Genomic DNA, 17,280 nt, shown 5'->3' on the forward strand with positions numbered 1-17,280 from the left:
CTTGTCGATTATCGAGGCGAGACCAGGCGGTGATGCACCGGAATACCTGGAAAGCGGTTGGTGGCGGGACGGCACCATCATTGACGACCTGCGTCGTGCCGTGAAAACCACTCCCACCAAGACCGCGTTGGTCTGCTGGCATATCGACGGCAGTGAGCCGGACGTGCTCAGCTATGCCGAATTGTCGCGGCGAGTTGACCGGTTGGCAGCCGGTCTGATTGGTCTCGGCGTACGACCTGGTGACGTGGTGACCGTACAGCTGCCCAATGGTTGGCCGCTGTGCGCACTGATCCTGGCCTGCGCGCGGGCCGGTGCCGCGGTTTCGCCCGTGTTGCCCACCATGCGCCGCCGCGAGCTCGAATTCATGTTGGGTGTCACCGAAAGTCCGGTCTATATCGGTCCGACCAGCTGGCACCGGTTCGACTACGGCGCGATGGCCGCCGAGGTCGCCGCGGCGGTGCCAACCCTGCGCCATCGGGTGTTGGTGGGCGAGGATGTGCCCACCGACGACCCCGCTGTGGTCGACTTCTACCGCGATCTCTATGGCCGGGACCGTACGGCCGAATTCCCGGCAGCTTTGTTGGACGAACGCGAGGCGAAAGCCGGCGATGTGGCGCAGGTGATGTTCACCTCCGGCACCACCGGCGAGCCCAAAGGGGTGACCCACACTCACAACACCCTTTATGCGATTGACAAAGCACAGGCGGACGTGCTGCACCTGTCCGCGGACGAGGTCACCGCGATGGGGTCGCCGACCACGCACCAGGCCGGCTTCACCTGGAATCTGCTGATGCCCTTGTTGCTCGGCGCCACCGCCGTCCAAGTGGACCAGTGGCAGCCGGATCTCATGCTGCGCATTCTGGAAGAGCAGAAAGTCACGTTTTTCATGGGCGCGCCGACGTTTCTGGCCGACCTGATCGCCACTCAGCGCAGCACCGGCCGGGACCTGTCCGCGCTGGCCACCTTCGCCACCGGCAGCGCTCCGATAGCGCCGGTTTTGGTGGAAAACGCGGCCGAAGTCCTCGGGTGCCGGGTTTACGCATTGTGGGGAATGACCGAAAACGGTGGCGTCACGATCACCCGGCCTGAGGATCCGGCCCTGCGGGCAGCCGAAAGTGACGGCAGCACGGTGCCCGGAATGTGGGTACGGATCGTCGACGCTCAGGACCAGCCCGTACCAGCCGGCGCCATTGGCCGGTTGCAGTGCCGGGGCGCCGGACAATGTCTCGGCTATTATCGTCGGCCCGAGCTCTACGCGGCTTCGATGACCGCCGACGGCTGGTTCGACACTGGCGACCTGGCGCGGGACGACGGCCACGGTGGCGTACGAATCGCCGGCCGGGTGAAGGACTTGATCAACCGAGGCGCCGAAAAGATCCCGGTGGTCGAGGTTGAGGCGGCCTTGCTGCGGCACCCGGCGGTCAAGGAGATCGCGGTCGTCGGCTATCCGGACGAACGGCTCGGCGAACGTGCGTGCGCAGTGGTCATTCCCGCGGAAACCGCACCAACACTGGCGGATCTCTGCGGGTATCTGGCGGAGACCGGGATGGCCAAACAATACTGGCCGGAACGCCTGGAGTTGGTGACCGAACTGCCCAAGACGCCGTCCGGCAAGGTGCAGAAATTCGTACTGCGTGAGCAGCTGGCGGGGGAAGTCTGATGCATTTCGAGTTCACCGCTGACCAACTCGAGTTGGCCAAGCGCGTCCAGGCGTTTGCCCAGGAACAGGTCGCGCCCGGCGCGGCCGCTCGGGACCAGGCCTCGCAATACGAGGAAAAGCTGCTGCCGGCGATGGCCGCCGAAGGACTTTTCGGGCTGCGAATCGGAACCGAGTACGGCGGCACCGACCGGGACGCCGTCACCACCGGGCTGGTATTGGAAGAGCTGGCCGCCGGCGATGTGGCAGTCGGCTACCCAGTGCTCAACGCGGCGCTGATTGGTGGCGTTCTGCACGCCAACGCCAATCAAACGCAGAAAACCAGCTGGCTGCCACCGATCGCGGCCGGCGAGGCGATCGTGGCGCTCTGCCTGACCGAGCCCGAACACGGCACCGACGCGGCACACATCCAGATGACCGCTGAGCCCGACGGCGACGGGTGGCGGCTGACCGGCGAGAAAACGTCGATCATGATTGGCGCGTACGCCACGCATGGGCTGATTTTCGCGCGTACCGGTGACGAAGGCGCGACCGGCATCACGGCTTTCTATGCCGCGCTGGACGATCCGCGAGTCACTCGTACGTCGATGAACGACCTCGGGTCACGGGCGGCGCGCCGATCGCGGCTGGTTTTCGACGGCTTGCCGGTCGGTGCCGGCGAGGTGGTCGGCGGGCCGGGTTTGGGCTTCGTACAAGTGATGCGCGGCTTCGACTACTCGCGGGCGCTCATCTCACTGATGGCTCTGGGCGCGGCCGGCGCTTCCTTGCGTGAGGCGTACGAGCGGGCCGGCAGCCGGCAGGCTTTCGGACAGCCGATTGGAAAATTCCAGGGGGTGTCGTTTCCGCTGGCCGAACAGGCCACCCTCGTACACGCGGCACGGCTGCTCACGTACGAGGCGTTGTGGCGCAACGACGCGGGATTGCGGCATCGGGCCGAGGCGAACATGGCCAAATGGTGGGCGCCGAAGGTGGCGATGGAGGCGGCCAACCAGGCGCTGATCACCTTCGGTCACGAAGGCTACAGCGAGGACGCGCCGCTGGCCCGCCGGCTGCGCGACATTATTGGGCTGCAACTGGCCGACGGCACCGAAAACGCGACCAAACTCGTGGTGACGCGGGAATTGTTGGGGCGCGACAGTGCTCCCTGAGCTGACCGACGGCGTGCTCGTACTGGACTCGGAAATGGCCGGCGACCCCGACCACAACGGGGTTTTCCTGCTCACCGGATCGCGGCCGGCACTGGTCGAGTCGGGTGTTGGGTTGGCCGGCGAAAGAGTCGCCGAGGCGTTGACCGCGCTCGGCATCGGTCCGGGTGACCTGGCCGCGATCGTGGTCACCCACGTCCACCTCGACCACGCCGGCGGCGCTGGCGAACTGGCCCGCCGATTCCCGTCCGCCACGGTGATGGTGCACCCGTCGGGCGCCAAGCACCTCGTCGACCCGAGCCGGCTGGAGGCGAGCGCGCGCCAAGTGCACGGACCTCTCATGGACACGGTTTATGGCCACATGACACCGATCCCGGCGGACCGGATCCGAGTGCTCGCCGACGGCGACACGGTCGATCTCGGTGAGCGCCAACTGACCGCACTTCACACTCCCGGCCACGCGCCACACCACGTGGCCGTGCTGGACACCAGCGACGGAACCCTTTTCACCGGCGACGCGGCCGGCGTACGACTGCCGGAAATGCGTACGCCCCGGCCCAGCACCCCACCACCGTCCTTTTCCGCCGCCGATTCCCGGGCAAGCCTGGACCGGATGGCCGCGCTGGCGCCGGCACGGCTGGTTCTCACGCATTTCGGCGTGGTAACTGAGCCGCTGCCGTATTTGGCCGATCTGACCGACCGGCTCGGCCGTTGGTGCGCGGCCGCCGAGAAAGCGGTCGCCGACGGCCAGGACGCGGCCGCCCTGGAGGCCGAGCTGTTGCGGCTTTTCGGTGCGGAGGAGGGTCTGCCGCTGGAAAACCCGGCCCGCTTCGCCTCCACCGGCGGCTACAGTGCGAACGCCGCCGGCCTCCATCTATGGGCCACCCGGCAACTCACTTAACTCTCCCGACGCTGGCCGCCGTTGTCGCCGAGTGCGGGACTTTATCCCACACTCAGCGCCGAGTGCGGGACTTTGTCCGGCACTCACTGTTTTGGAGGCAGGGGTTTCAGTCGGTGGTCATTTCTGAGAGGGCGGCGGTGAGTACGGTGACGCCGTGCAGGTATTCCGCGATGGTGATGTGTTCCTCGTTGCCGTGGTCGAGGGTGCCGTCGCCGGGGCCGTAGGCGGCCATCGGGATCGGGGGCCAGGTGCCGGCGACGGTGTTCATGTCGGAGGTGCCGGTTTTGAGGGTCGGGCGTGGGGTGCCGCCTTCGCGGCGGATGGCGGCGGACAGGCTGCGGGCGACGGGGTTGCCGCGGGGGGCTCGAGCCGCCGGGATGTAGCGGATGATGTTGAGCTCGCCGGGACCCGCGAAACCTTGGAGGGCAGCGGAAAAGCTGTCGAAGTCGAAACCGGGTGGTACGCGACAGTCGACGTCCAGTTCGGCGAGTTCTGGAGTGGCGGTGATGGCGCGCAGGGTGGCGGCCGGTTTCTGGAAGGAGCCGTGGTCCAGTTCTGGGCCGAGCGTGGTGAGCAGCCGCTGCCAGAAAAGTACGGCCAGCTCGCTGGCTTTGGCCTGCGGGTTGGTGGAGTGGGTGGGCTCCTGCTCGATCCGGTAGGTCAGGTCGATTTTGCCTTTGTAACCCAGAACAACGCTCGACCAACCGCTCGGTTCGCCGATCACCAGCCGATCCGGTGGGGCCAGGGTTTCGGCGATGTGGTGACCGCCGCGAGCCAGCCATTCCTCCTCGACGGCACCGATCACCCTGATCCGGCCGGCGAAATCCGGATGTCGGGCAGCCGCGCAAATCATCGCGGCCAGTGGGCCTTTCGCGTCGACGCTGCCACGGCCGTGGATCGCGTGCTGGTCGCGATAGACCGGGATCGGCCGGTCAACGGTGTCGAGATGGCTGAGCAACATGATCGTCGGCCCGGTGCCGGTCCCGATATCCGCGATCAAGTTGCCGACTTCGTCCGTACGAGCCGAAAATCCGAGCTCCGGCAGCCGGTTCACCAGGAATTCGGCCAACTTCTGCTCGCCGCCGGACGGCGACGGGATGGCCACCATCTCGTGCAGCAGGTCGGTCGCGGCGGCATCGCTGATCATGAAACCCTGCTCTCGGCGGCGATGGTGATCTCGGAACCGGCGCCGGACAACGCCGCGGACAGCGGCCGCGACACCCGGCCGTCGGCGATGCGTACGACCGGGACGCCACCTTGCAACGCCTCCCGGGCCGCCACCAGTTTTCGTTGCATGCCACCGGAAGCGGCATGCTCGACCTGGTCCAGCGAGCCGTCCGCCGGCAACGCGAAGGACGACAGCAGGCTGTCCGGATCTTGTACGTCCGCAAGCACCCCGGGCGCGGCGGTGAGAAGCACCAACCGATCCGCCTTCAGAGCGCCGGCGATCGCGGCTGCGGCCCGGTCGGCATCGACGTTGAGTGGGGTGCCATCGGCGGCACTCGCCGGCGGCGACACCACCGGCAGCAAGCCGCCGTCGAGCAGAACCTGCAGCGATAATGGCTCAACCGCAACGATCCGGCCGCTGTGGTCATCGCGTACGAGCTGCACCCGACCATCTTCGGTGACCGACCGGCGGGCGGGTTTCCGGACGGCCCGCAACAAAGCGGCGTCCAAGCCGGTCAGCCCGACCGCCGGCACACCGGCCCGCGACAGCGCGGCCAGCAGCCGCGGCTTGGCCCGCCCGACCAACGCCAACGTGACCACGTCCAGCATCGCCGCATCGGTGTAGCGGCTGGTGATCCCGGACGGCGACCGGAGACTGCGAGCTGGTACGCCAAGTTCCGCGGCGACCCTCGCGATATCAGCGGCACCGCCGTGCACCAGCAAAACTCGCTCGCCCTGCGCGCGTACGAGCGCGATGTCAGCGCACAACTGGTCCACGTCGATGGCATCGCTGCCACCGCATTTGACCACCGTCAGACCCACCGTTCTCCCCCTAGATCGGATGCAGGCCGGGAAAATCCAGCCCGAGCGTTTCCGGCCAGCCCATCCGGATGTTCAGGCATTGCACGGCCGCGCCGGCGCCGCCCTTGACGAGGTTGTCCAGCGCCCCCATCGCGGTCACCCGCCGCCCGTCGACGGCGAAGCCGACATCGCAGTAGTTCGAGCCCAGCAGCACTTTCGGGTCCGGATAACGGAAGGCGCCACGGCGATGAGCTACCACACGTACGAACGGTTCGGTCCCATAAAAGGCGCGATAGGCGCGCCGAAGGTCAAGCTCGGTCAGCGGGTTTCGGGCCTGTGCCTGGCAAACCACCTGAACCCCGCGGACCGCTTCCACTCCGGTCGCCGTCATCCGCGCCGAAAGTCCAGTGGCCTGGCCGATTTCCGCCTCATGCCGGTGCCCGGTCGGTGCGAAAACCCGCATCGCACCACTGCGCTGCGGGTGGCTGTCCGCTGTGCTGGCACTGGCCCCCGAACCGCTGGAGCCGGTACGAGCGTCCACCGTCACCTCCGGTTCGACCAGGTCGGCAATCGGGGCCAGGGCCAAGATCGCGGCGGTGGCCATGCACCCGGGCACGCTGATCCGGTCGGCGGTCCGCAGCGCCTCCCGGTGGCCAAGCTCGGGCAGGCCGGGGACAAAGTCGTCGATCAACTCCGGCGCGGAATGCATAACACCGTAATGCTGCTGGTAAAGCCACGGATCGCGGAGCCGGAAGTCGGCGGACAGATCGATGACGTGCCGTGCCGAGTCGGCGAGCTTGGGCAGCAGGTCCATGGTGGCCCGATGTGGAGTCGCGAAGAGCAGCACGTCGGAGTCCGCCAGCTCGTCGCGCCCACAGAAGGCCAGGTCCGTACGACCGCGCAGATTGGGATGGGCGGTGTCCACCCGCTGCCCGCGCAGCCGGTCGGAACTGGCCTGTGTCACCTCGATATTGGGGTGACACAACAACAATCGCAGAAGTTCGCCGCCGATGTAGCCGGAGCCACCGACAATGGCCGCCCGGATCACCAGACCGCCTGGGCGAGCAGATAGTCCACAATCGCGCCGGGCACGTCGATTCGGTCGCCGTGCGCGGCGAGGAACCCGCGGAACTCCATGGTGTGGTTGACCTCCAGCACGTACAGCCGGCCGTCCCGGTCCTCGATCAGGTCGACGCCCAGCAGCCCGCCGCCCATTGCGCGAGCCGTCTCCAGCGAGAGTTTGACCAGCTCATCGGTCAGCGGGCAGGGCTCGGACCGGGCGCCGCGGGCGACGTTCGTCCGCCAGTCCGGCGAGCACCGGTAGTACGCCCCGAGGACCTCGTCGCCCACCACGATCACCCGGATGTCCCGGTCCGGTTTGTCGATCAGCTCCTGCAAATAGACGACCTGGTGCTGCGGTGACGACAGCGCGGCGCGATGTTCCAGCACCGTACGAGCCGTCTCCGGGTCGCGGATCACCGCGGCCAACCGCCCCCAGGAGCCAACCAGCGGCTTGATCACCACCGGGAAGCCAAAATCCTCGATCGCGGCCAGCGCCGACTCGTTGCTGAGCACCACCGCCGTACGCGGAGTGGGTAGCCCGCGGCGACTCAGTTCCAGGGACGTGAGCAGCTTGTCGCCGCAGAGCGCGATCACGTCTGCCGTGTTGACGGTCGGCGTACCGGCGGCCTCCAGCACCCGGCACGCGTAGAGCTGTCGGGTCTGCGAGATCTCCCGGCCGAGCACGGCCGCGTACGACTGGACCGGGGGCAGGGTGGCCACGAACTGCCGGGTGTCCAGGTGTTCGTACGGCACCCCGCGCCGATCCAGCTCCGCGAGGATCAGTTTCTCCTCGACCCGGACCCGGGACGCCAGCACCGCGAGCGGGCGGCCCGGCATCTTATTCGCCCCAGTCCTCTTCGATCTCCGGCGCTGTCTCCAGCTTGACCGGGTCCAAGCTGACCACCTCCAGCTCGGCGGAACAGTCCGGGCACTGGGCGATCTCGCTCAGCCGCACCGGTTCGGCCAGTGCGACCGCGCCCTCACACTCGGGACAGGTCTGGGCCATGACTCCTACCTCCATTGAGAATCCGGGTGTCCAACAGGTCAAACGCGGTTTCCGCGATATGAGCGTCACTGATGCCATAGCGGACCAGGAGGTCTTCCTGGTCGCCGACGCGAGCGACGAAGGTGTCGGGCATGCCGATCCGTACGACCCGTTTCGGGGCTTGCTCGGCCAGCGTTTCGGCGACCAGCGACCCCAGCCCGCCGAGCCGCCAGTGCTCCTCCACGGTGATCACGGCCTTGGCCGGCGCAGCCGCTGTGACCAGCGCGTTCACGTCCAGCGGCCGGAGCGTGTGCAGGTTGTGGACGGCCACGCCGATGCCTTTGGAGGCCAGCAGCCGGGCCGCGCTCACCGCCGCTCGTACCGGATGCGGCCCGCAAGCGAAGATCGTCAGGTCCTCGCCGGCCGTCAGTTTTTGAATGGTGCCAACGGTGAACGGCTCGGCGTCCAGCTCCGGCAGCGCCGGCGTGCCGGCCTTGCCCAGCCGCAAATAGACCGGGCCCGGCAGCGTGGCGGTCTGGCGTACGGCCTGGTCGGCCTGCTCGCCGCTGGCCGGCACCACCACGGTGAAACCGGGCAGCATCCGGACGATGCCGAGGTCTTCCAGGCAGTGATGGGTCGGGCCGAGATGCCCGGCGGACAGCCCCGCGTGGGTGCCAGCGATGCGCACCGGCAGGCCCGCGTACGCCACATCGACCTTGATCGCCTCCAGCGCCCGGGTGGTGGCGAAGGTCGCCATCGTCGTGACGTACGGCAGCATGCCGCTGGCCGCGAGACCGGCCGCGGTGCCGATCAGATTGTGCTCGGCGATCCCGAGGTTCACATATCTGTCAGCGGCAGCACCGAAATCCACGCCGGTGAACAGTCCGGTGTCGCTGTCCAGGCAGTAGAAACGGTCGTCGGTCGGCAGCTGCTCGACCAATGCGTCCCGGTACGCCTCGCGGGTCGCCAGCGCGGTCACGATCCGTCCTCCGCTCCGAGCGAGCGCTCCCACTGGCTGGCCAGCACGGCACGGGCCCGCTGGTATTGCCGAGCGGACAGCTTGGCGTAATGACTTTCCCTGCGATTTTCGATAAAAGGCAGGCCGCGGCCCTTGACCGTACGAGCGATCAGCACGGTCGGGCGGCCCGGCTCGGCCGGCAGCTCGGACAGCGCCGACTCCAGCGCCGGCAGGTCGTGGCCATCGACATCCCTTACGCACCAACCAAAAGACCGCCACCGGTCGGCCAACGGCTCGACCGAGATGGTGTCCTCGGTACGACCGGTGATCTGCAGGCCGTTGCGGTCCACGATCGCCACCACCCGGTCCAGGCGCAGGGTCGCGGTCGCCATCGCGGCCTCCCACACCGAGCCTTCCTGCAGCTCACCGTCGCCGAGGATGACGAAGATCCGGCGCGGCCAGTCCTCCCGCCGGCCGGCCAGCGCATATCCGTTGGCCAGCGCCAAACCGTGGCCAAGGGATCCGGCTGGCATCGGTACGCCCGGGACTTCCCGGATCGGGTGGGCCATCAGCCGGCTGCCGGCGGTGCCGTAGCCAGCCAGTTCGGCCACCTCCAACACCCCACGCTCGGCCAGTGCCGCGTAAAGACCGACCGCGCCGTGGCCCTTGCTGAGCAGCAGCAGGTCCCGGTCCGGTGCCGGCGGCGCGGCCGGATCGCCCCGCAGCACCCCGAAATAGAGGGTGGTGAGGATCTCCACCAGCGACATCGAGCCACCCAGGTGGCCGCCCATCGGGCCGCCGCACATATCCACGATGTGCTCCCGGATCCGATGGGCGTGCGTGCTGCGCTCGGCGAGATCGGTGGTGGTCATCCCTTGATCGCACCCACGGTGGGCAGTTGGGCGACCACGAAATGGCCGGGCAGGTGGACGGCGAGGCCTTCCTGGATCTCGGCGACGATGCCGGCACCGCCGATGCCCAGCTCGCCCTCGCGGGCCATCCGGATGGTCGACTGCCGACGGTCCAGCAGGGTGGCGGCGGCAGTGAAGTCGCCGACCACGGCCGTGCCGGGCGGCACCATCCTGGTCCGGCTGACCTTCACTCCAGCGCTGGTCAGCCGGTCCAGGAACCCGTCGCCCAACAACGGCCACCAGTCATCTGGGTGCAGCACCATGCCGTCCGCCGAGCCGCCGTGCCGCTCGCACAGGGCCGCGGTCGCGATCAGCGTGTCCGCCACGGTGCCGGCCGGGTCATTCACCTTGCGGACGCCCGCGTGGTGCAGCAGCCCGAGGATGCCATCGCCGCCTTTTCCGTTCAGCAGCACGTCATTCTCGGCGGTGCCCAGGCGTACCAGCAGCCGGAAGTCGACGAAAGCGGCCAGCGCCGCCGGGTCGGCCAGGATCTCGTCTGGTACGGGCACGGCCGCGGTGATGGTCTGCAGCCCAGTCGCGGTGATGCCAACCTGGAAGCCCCATTCCGGCGCCGCCGACTCGTCGTCCGGCGCGGCCCGCTCGCGGAACACGGTGATCTCGTCGGAATCCGTACCGATGACCGCTTTGCGCAGCAGGTGCCGGACGGTGTAGCGAGGCCGCCGCTGGGCCGGCGGGAACAGGTCGCTGATCGCGGCCCGAAGCGTCACCGACGCCTTGTCGCCCATCCGCGCCCGGGCCAGCGCGAACTCCTCGCCGGGACCACGCCGGCGCAGCTCCGGGTCGTCCAGCAGCATCGTTACCTCAGACACACGCTCTCCCTCAACACATCACTCACGCCTGCGACCTACATGCCGACAGTGCGTCCGCCATCGATCAGTTGGACGGTGCCGGTGACAAACCCGGCTCGTTCGCTGGCCAGGAACGCGGCCATCGCGGCGATCTCCTCAGGCTGTCCGACCCGGCCCAGCGGGATCCCGGCCTGGATGGCCACCGCGGCCAGCTGACTGTCCACATCGGACGATGGGTCCAGACCGTCCAACACGGGTGCGGTGGCGGTGTATCCAGGTGCCAGCACATTCACCGTGATCGCGCTCGGACCCAGCTCGCGAACCAGACTTTTGGTGTATCCCACCAATCCCGGCCTTACCACGTTGGACAGGGCATATTCCGGAATCGGCTGGCGCACGGTTTCCGAGGCGATCAGCAGAATCCGTCCCCAGCCGGCCCGGCGCAGCTGCGGCAGCGCCGCCTGCACCATGCCGACCTGCGACAACAACGAAAGCTCCAGCGCGGCACGAAAACCGTCCAGGTCGAATTCCCCGGTCTGGCCGGCCGGCGGCCCGCCGCCATTGGCCACCACGATGTGCAGCGCGCCATGGTCGGCCGCGGTCCGATCAACCCAGTCGCGTACGCCCGCGTTGTCTCTGACGTCCACTGCCGTCGCGGTTACCTTGCCGAGCGCGGAAAGTTCGGCGCGAGCGGCCTCCAGCCGGTCCCGATCGCGGCCACAAATGGACACGGTCGCACCTTCGCGCAGCAATTCAGCGGCAATCGCGCGGCCCATACCGGCCGAGCCGCCGGCCACCAGCGCGACCTTGCCGGCCAGTCCCAGCTCCATGTCAGGGCCTCCGGGCGTAGCCGTAGCGGGCGAGTTGAGGGGTGGCAAGCAAAGTCGTCGCTGTCCGCGCACCGCGGGACAGTCCGGTATGCCAGCGAAGGTCCTCGCGCAGCTTGGTACGGCCGCGTTCGAACCGGTTCGGATTGCCGGTCACGGTGTGGTTAGGCCCCAATTCGACGCTGCCGTCCTCGGCTACCGGATTCGCCTCCGCTGGTAGATCCAGCATTTTCAGCACCCCGGCGACCGAGCCACGCGGATCGGTGGTGAAGTCCTCATAACGCAGCCGTACGGCCGCATCCGGTCGCGCTTTGGCGACCCGCTCGGCGGCCATGTTGAAGCCCAGCCAATACCAGGTGCTGTTCAGCGCGCTCCGCCGACCGGTGTAGTCCTTGGGGCTCAGCCAGGAAAAGGTCACCGCACGCGGGTCGCGGACCATGTGCGCGTACGCCGGCTGGATCTCGTCCAGATGAGTCGCCAGCGCCGCGTCCGAGGCATATTTGGAACTGTCCACGATCACGCTGGCACCGGTCTGATCGGCGATCGCACGATAGGTGGCCAGCAGCGTTTGGGGCCAACCGTTGGCCGGCGGGCGGCGCAACACCCGGCCGGTGTGCCTGGTCCGGCAGTCGCGTTGCCAGCCAACCACGTCGGTGGCGTGTTCTATAAGCGTACGGTCCGCGGGCCGGCCAGCGTCGGCAACTTTGGACCACAGCGGGCAATCCACCAGGTCCACACCACATCCGCAGCGCCGGTTGCTGCCCGTCCCGAGGACGCCGTTCTGCCACAGGTAGCGCAGCTCCCCGGCATGGAAAACACCAGGTATCTCGGCAAGGACGTTGCCGAACACGGTGCTGCCGCTGCGACACCATCCTGTGACAAATAGGACAGTCAGCCCCATCTGACCCTTCTTAAGTACTTGGCGAATAAAATCGGTAGAATCCCCACGGTGGTTAAAAAGTGACTATACCCATGGGATGCCACTTAAGCGGCCGCCTTTTAAATCTTTGTGGTGACCAGAAAACGACACCCCTCGACGATGTCGCATGTTCGGCAAGCGATAGGGCAGAACCGCCTCGACAATGGGGCAGATTGCCGTTGTAGCGCGAAAATCCGCCGGCCAGCTCCCCTTTACCTACAAATCCGACACTATCCGGTCAACACATGGAAGACCCACACCTAGTCGGACTTTCCGGCCGACCGGCTCGGTCATCGTGTTTGTTACGTGATTTTCCAGCCACCACGGCATATTTGGCCGTACGAGCCAGCGGACGCCGAACGATCGGCAGGCATCCCAGGTTGTTCCCTTGTCCGAAATCGGCCAATCGCTAAGGAGTCTTGCAACGATGGAATACCCCTATTTCACCTTTACTCAAAGTCAAAAGAAAGAGTCCCATTCGCACAGCGCGGATGCATATTTCCAATAGGCAGGGTGAGTCGCGTACTCTCTAACGACCCGGAAACATGAATATCAGGCGGCGACGGGAAACAGGACTCAGAAACCGCGCCGGCCAGCCCGAGCGGCGAAGTCGTCGAGTGCGGTCAGCACCTCGCCGGACTGCCACATTCGATTGCGCCTGAAACCGGTGAACTCGGTGAGGACAGCCGCCTCGACAAGTGCCTCGATCGCGCGCTGCGCGTTCTGTGGTGTCACTCCAAGCTCGCCCGCCACCGTCACGGCGTCCACTACGGGCTGACGAATAAGCAGGTCAGCGAGCCGCCAAGCGCCGGCACCCCGGCGAACCCTGATCTTGCCGTTCCAAGTCTCACGGATCTCTCGCAACTCCGCGACAAGTACTCGGCCGTTGGCAGTCGCCGCGAAGGACGCCTCCGCCACCCGCTCGACGATGGCCGCCGGGGCGCCCTCACGATAGGCGGTAAGGGTGTCGAAATAGCCGGTGGTGTCGGTCAGCAGTCCAGCTGAGACCGGCACCGTCACGTTGCGAGTCAACCCGTGACCACGCAACATCGAGTGCATCAGTGCGCGGCCGGTACGTCCGTTGCCGTCGGCGAAAGGGTGAATCGTCTCGAACTGGGCGTGCGCGATGGCGACCTGGGCGAGCAGTGGCAGATCCGTACGACGGGTGAAGTGGACCAGATCGTCGATCAGCGCCGGAATGTGCTCATGCCAAGGCGCGACGAACCCCGCGCCATGCGGACCGAAGTCGTCACCACCGATCCAGACCTGCTCTTGTCGCCACCGGCCGGCGATGCGTGGATCGTGCCGGTCGATGAGTGCCGCGTGCATGGCGAGAATGGCATCCGCGTCCAGCCGGTCAGCCAGTTCCCACGCGGCCTTCATCGCCTCGACGTTCCCGACAATCTCCTGCGCGTTGCGCTTGTCCGTGCTTCCCAGCTCGGCCAGTGCGATGGCCTTCGCCCCAGAGGTGAGGTTCTCGATTCTCGATGAGGACGCGGACTCCGAGCGAAGCAGCACCGCGGCGAAAGGGGCCACCTCCGCGCCAAGTTCAGCGTCAAAGCGGGCGATCTCGGCCAACGCCTCCTCGGCCAACGCCACGACCGACACCGGGAGCTGTGGCGTACGTTCGGCAATGAACGGAACCACAGCTGCCTGATAGGGCCCAACGTGGCGACGTCTTACCGCTCTGGAAACCAACCCTTGCGGGATCCTCGGCAACCAGTCATGGCTCTCCCACCGCAGCGTCGGCCAGGCCTCATCGTCGCTCAGCGTTCTCACCGACTCCGCTAGCGGATCTGAAACCATGGAACCATCTTAGTGTCAGATAATCGATAAGTGAAACTATGGCCGTTCCTTATGCTCACTTAGCTGTGACTACGTGGTGGCGTTGCGGGCGCGGTACGCGACGACCGCGGCGCGGTTGGCGCAGACGCTGTCGCAGAACCGCTTCGAGCGGTTCTTCGAGAGGTCGACGAGCACCCGCTCGCAGGTCGGGTAGTCGCAGATCCGCAGCCGGCCGAGCTCCTTCTCCCGTACGACGTCCACCAGCCCCATCGCCGCCTCGACCGCCATCCGGCTGGCCAACGGCGCGTCCGCGGTCGTGGCGTGCAGGTGGTAATCCCAGCTGTCATGTCGTACGAGCTGCGGGAGTGCACGCGCGCTCGCCAGCAGGTCGTTGACGATCTCGACCACTCGGTCCGCGTCCACTTCCCAGATCTCCCGCAGCCGCGGCCGAAGATCGCGGACCGCCCGCAGCTCGGCGAGGTCGTGCGTACGCGATCCCGTCCAGCCCTGGTCGTGGACGAACGCGTCAAGCGCGGCCAGGTCCGGCATCAGCTCCTGGTCACCGTCGAGGGTGTTGACCAGCGCGGCGGCGGCCGCGAGCGCTACCTCGGTGTCGTGCGGGAAAACCGTCTTCACTACTTTCCTGTCAGCAGGCGGGTTCTGGCGTCCGCTCGACGACCGAAGTGGCCGGCCGCAGCTCATCGACCCGGACCAGCGCCACCCCGGCGACGATCAGCACGCCGCCGACCAACTGTATGCCGCTGGGCAGTTCCCCCAGCAGCAGCCACGCGACCAGCACCGCGAAAACCACCTCGGTGAGACCGACGAAGGACGCTAGCTTGGGTCCGAGCAGGCGGGCCGCACCGATCCCCGAAACGTACGAGATCACCGCCGCGACCAGCGAAAGCCCGATGACCGGCACGATCCAACTGGTGTGCTGGCCGGCGAACAGGACGGTGCCGAAAGTCGCGTGCATCGGCAGCAGCCCGAGCGCGCCGGTGACGACCAGGGCCACCGCGCCCACGCCCATACCCGCGCTTGCCATCGCGACCGGTGGCAGGTCCTCGCCGCCGCTGGCCGACAGCAGGAAGAAGACCGCGAGCCCGATCGCCGCGCCGAGCCCCCACAACACGCCCACCCAGTGGATGTGCGCGTGACCAATGAGGTCCAGGACACACACGAGACCGACCAGTGCGATGGCCGAGCCGACCACGGTCAGCCGCCGGGGGCGCTGACCGTGCCGCGCCCACAGCCACCCCACCACCAGGATCGTGCCGGAATATTCCAGCAGCAGGGCCACCCCGACCGGCAGATACTGGATGGCGTTGAAGAAGCAGACCTGACAGCCGGCGACCGCGATCAGCCCGTACGCGATGACCACGCCGGCGTTCTTACGCAGCGCCGGCCATCGGCCGCGGAGCACGAAAACGGCCGGTAGCGCCAAAATCGCCGCGGCCAGGCCGACCCGGGCGGCCACCGCGGCGCCGGCCGACCAGCCGGCGTCGGTCAGCGACCGCGCGAAAGCGCCGGAGGTGCTGAAGGTCGCGGCCGACAGCAGAGCCAGCCCGAGGCCGGCTCCCGCGCTGCGCTGCATCCCGACTCCTTATGTAATAGGTCATGGCGACTTATACCAATGACGCTACGGTCGGGACCGTAAGAAGTCAAGCGATATTTTAGATGTGACAGGGTCAGTAACTGGGCGACCAGCGGGTTGCTCGTACGAGCTCGGCGAGCTCCTCTTTGGTACGCGCCGGAGCTACTCCGTCGGCGACCGCCTGCACCGCGACCGCGACCGCGATCCGGTCGGCGATCGCCGGCACGTCCTCCCAGCGCGGCAGCAGCGGCTCGGCCGGATCGGCCAACGCCGGCGACGCCTCGCCGAGCGTACGAGCCGCGACCCGCATCATCTCGTCGGTGACACGGGTCGCCTTCGACGCGGTCACCGCGAGACCGATCGCCGGAAAGATGTAGACGTTGTTGCACTGCGCCACCCGATGTTCCACTCCATCCCGTACGACCGGCGCGAACGGTGATCCGGTGGCGACCAACGCGCGGCCATCGGTCCACTCGTCCAGCTCGCCGGGCCGCGCCTCGGCCTTGCTGGTGGGGTTGGACAACGGAAAAATGATCGGCCGCTCGGTCTTTCCGGCTAGTTCGCGGACGATCGGTTCGGTGAAAGCGCCGGCGGCGGTGGAAAGTCCGAGCAGCACACCGACGTCAACGTTGTGCACCACATCAGCCAGCTGAGCCGGTCCCGCCAGCTTCCAGTCCACGGTTTTGGCGTACCGCCGTTGGTTCTCCGACAGATCGGTACGATCCGCGGTCAGCAGGCCGTCAATATCCACCACCCAGATGCGGTCCAGTGCGTTCTGCTCGGAAAGACCCTGCGCCTGCATTTGCCGGCTGATCATGTCGAGCACACCCATGCCCGCGGAGCCGGCGCCGAGCATCACCACTTGCTGCTCGGCCAGCGGTCGGCCAGCGACTTTCGTTGCGCCATAAAGCGCGCCAAGAGCCACCGCGGCGGTGCCCTGAATGTCGTCGTTGAAGGTCAGCAGCTGGTCGCGGTATTTCTCCAGGATCGGCAGGGCATGGGCAGTCGCGAAATCCTCCCACTGCAGCAGGACGTCCGGCATTTCGGCTCGTACAGCCGAAACGAAGTCGTCGACGAACGCGTGGTATTCCTCGTCGCCGATCCGCCGGTGCCGCCAACCCAGATACTGCGGGTCCTCCAGGCATTGCGCGTTGTCGGTGCCCACATCCAGCACGATCGGCAGCGTCCGGGCCGGGTCGATGCCACCTATCAGCGTGTAGAGGGAAAGTTTCCCAATCGGGATACCCATTCCGCCGATTCCCTGGTCACCGAGACCGAGAATGCGCTGCCCGTCGGTCACCACGATCACGTCGATGTCCTGCTGCGGACGGTTGCGCAGCACCTCACGCAGGTGCTCACGGTCCGGGTACGCGACGAAAAGCCCGCGCGGACGGCGGTAGATTTCGCTGAAACGCTGGCAGGCCTCACCAACGGTGGGCGTGTAGATAATCGGCATCGCCTCGGCGATGTGCTCGCTGAGCACCCGGTAGAACAGGGTTTCGTTGCGATCCTGCAAAGCCCGCAGATAGATGTGCTTGTCGAGGTCGTTCCGGCGGGTGCTGAACTCTTGCCAGCAATGCGCCACCTGCTGCTCGATCGTCTTCTCGGCGATCGGCAACAGCCCCAGCAGCCCCAACTCCAGCCGCTCCCGCTGGGTAAACGCAGTTCCCTTGGTAGTCAACGCGTCGTAAAGGCGCGCCTGTCCAGTCGTACGATCAGCGGCCCCCATGGCGGTTCCTCTCCGTCAGCCGAGTGATCC

17 protein-coding genes are annotated in these 17,280 nt (G+C 67.0%); 3 read left to right on the forward strand and 14 right to left on the reverse strand.

Annotated elements, in window-relative coordinates; all coding sequences use genetic code 11:
* Nucleotide 1 precedes the first annotated feature (1 nt).
* From ABD301_RS12635 to ABD301_RS12645, 3 genes are read left to right on the forward strand one after another with little or no spacing between them, the layout of a single operon-like run.
* Nucleotides 2-1,660, forward strand: coding sequence for an AMP-binding protein (locus ABD301_RS12635; RefSeq protein ID WP_344310085.1), 1,659 nt, complete (start codon nt 2-4; stop codon nt 1,658-1,660).
* A complete protein-coding gene (locus tag ABD301_RS12640; RefSeq protein ID WP_344310087.1) occupies nt 1,660-2,805 on the forward strand; it encodes an acyl-CoA dehydrogenase family protein in 1,146 nt (381 codons plus the stop codon). Before ABD301_RS12635 ends, ABD301_RS12640 begins: the two co-directional genes overlap by 1 nt.
* The gene (locus tag ABD301_RS12645; protein ID WP_344310090.1) at nt 2,795-3,703 is read left to right on the forward strand and encodes an MBL fold metallo-hydrolase; all 909 of its coding nucleotides are present in this window, start codon (nt 2,795-2,797) and stop codon (nt 3,701-3,703) included. The genes ABD301_RS12640 and ABD301_RS12645 overlap by 11 nt, the downstream gene beginning before the upstream one ends.
* A gap of 106 nt (nt 3,704-3,809) precedes the next feature.
* Here ABD301_RS12645 and ABD301_RS12650 read toward each other — a convergent pair whose 3' ends face one another.
* The 14 genes from ABD301_RS12650 to ABD301_RS12715 form a co-directional block, all read right to left on the reverse strand.
* Nucleotides 3,810-4,850 (reverse strand): M20/M25/M40 family metallo-hydrolase, encoded by a 1,041-nt coding sequence (locus tag ABD301_RS12650; protein ID WP_344310092.1) that lies wholly within the window; start codon nt 4,848-4,850, stop codon nt 3,810-3,812.
* On the reverse strand, nt 4,847-5,692 hold the full coding sequence (locus ABD301_RS12655) for a [LysW]-aminoadipate kinase (RefSeq protein ID WP_344310094.1): 846 nt from the start codon (nt 5,690-5,692) through the stop codon (nt 4,847-4,849). The genes ABD301_RS12650 and ABD301_RS12655 overlap by 4 nt, the downstream gene beginning before the upstream one ends.
* 10 nt (nt 5,693-5,702) lie before the next feature.
* Nucleotides 5,703-6,719, reverse strand: coding sequence for an N-acetyl-gamma-glutamyl-phosphate reductase (argC, locus tag ABD301_RS12660; RefSeq protein ID WP_344310096.1), 1,017 nt, complete (start codon nt 6,717-6,719; stop codon nt 5,703-5,705).
* Nucleotides 6,716-7,570 carry a lysine biosynthesis protein LysX gene (gene lysX, locus ABD301_RS12665; RefSeq protein WP_163569475.1) on the reverse strand — a complete coding sequence of 285 codons (855 nt, stop codon included), beginning with the start codon at nt 7,568-7,570 and terminating at the stop codon, nt 6,716-6,718. Before lysX ends, argC begins: the two co-directional genes overlap by 4 nt.
* 1 nt (nt 7,571) lies before the next feature.
* Nucleotides 7,572-7,739, reverse strand: coding sequence for a lysine biosynthesis protein LysW (gene lysW, locus ABD301_RS12670; RefSeq protein ID WP_163569476.1), 168 nt, complete (start codon nt 7,737-7,739; stop codon nt 7,572-7,574).
* On the reverse strand, nt 7,714-8,697 hold the full coding sequence (locus tag ABD301_RS12675) for a transketolase family protein (protein WP_344310099.1): 984 nt from the start codon (nt 8,695-8,697) through the stop codon (nt 7,714-7,716). Before ABD301_RS12675 ends, lysW begins: the two co-directional genes overlap by 26 nt.
* On the reverse strand, nt 8,694-9,548 hold the full coding sequence (locus tag ABD301_RS12680) for a transketolase (protein ID WP_344310101.1): 855 nt from the start codon (nt 9,546-9,548) through the stop codon (nt 8,694-8,696). The genes ABD301_RS12675 and ABD301_RS12680 overlap by 4 nt, the downstream gene beginning before the upstream one ends.
* Nucleotides 9,545-10,417: a family 3 encapsulin nanocompartment shell protein gene (locus ABD301_RS12685; RefSeq protein WP_163569477.1), complete on the reverse strand. Its 873-nt coding sequence runs from the start codon at nt 10,415-10,417 to the stop codon at nt 9,545-9,547. Before ABD301_RS12685 ends, ABD301_RS12680 begins: the two co-directional genes overlap by 4 nt.
* A gap of 35 nt (nt 10,418-10,452) precedes the next feature.
* Nucleotides 10,453-11,226, reverse strand: a complete 774-nt coding sequence (locus tag ABD301_RS12690) for an SDR family NAD(P)-dependent oxidoreductase (protein WP_344310104.1) — start codon at nt 11,224-11,226, stop codon at nt 10,453-10,455.
* 1 nt (nt 11,227) lies between these two features.
* Complete coding sequence (locus tag ABD301_RS12695; protein ID WP_344310106.1) at nt 11,228-12,124, reverse strand: sulfotransferase; 897 nt, start codon at nt 12,122-12,124, stop codon at nt 11,228-11,230.
* Nucleotides 12,125-12,718: 594 nt separating this feature from the next.
* Nucleotides 12,719-13,948 (reverse strand): Fic family protein, encoded by a 1,230-nt coding sequence (locus ABD301_RS12700; RefSeq protein WP_344310108.1) that lies wholly within the window; start codon nt 13,946-13,948, stop codon nt 12,719-12,721.
* A 69-nt stretch (nt 13,949-14,017) separates the two neighbouring features.
* Nucleotides 14,018-14,563, reverse strand: a complete 546-nt coding sequence (locus tag ABD301_RS12705) for a CGNR zinc finger domain-containing protein (protein ID WP_344310110.1) — start codon at nt 14,561-14,563, stop codon at nt 14,018-14,020.
* A gap of 10 nt (nt 14,564-14,573) precedes the next feature.
* On the reverse strand, nt 14,574-15,521 hold the full coding sequence (locus ABD301_RS12710; protein ID WP_163569478.1) for an EamA family transporter: 948 nt from the start codon (nt 15,519-15,521) through the stop codon (nt 14,574-14,576).
* A 94-nt stretch (nt 15,522-15,615) separates the two neighbouring features.
* Nucleotides 15,616-17,250, reverse strand: coding sequence for an NAD-dependent malic enzyme (locus ABD301_RS12715; RefSeq protein WP_344310113.1), 1,635 nt, complete (start codon nt 17,248-17,250; stop codon nt 15,616-15,618).
* Between the last annotated feature and the right edge of the window lie 30 nt (nt 17,251-17,280).

This window comes from Fodinicola feengrottensis (genome assembly GCF_039530045.1).
In the GTDB taxonomy this organism is placed as follows: Bacteria; Actinomycetota; Actinomycetes; order Mycobacteriales; family HKI-0501; genus Fodinicola; species Fodinicola feengrottensis.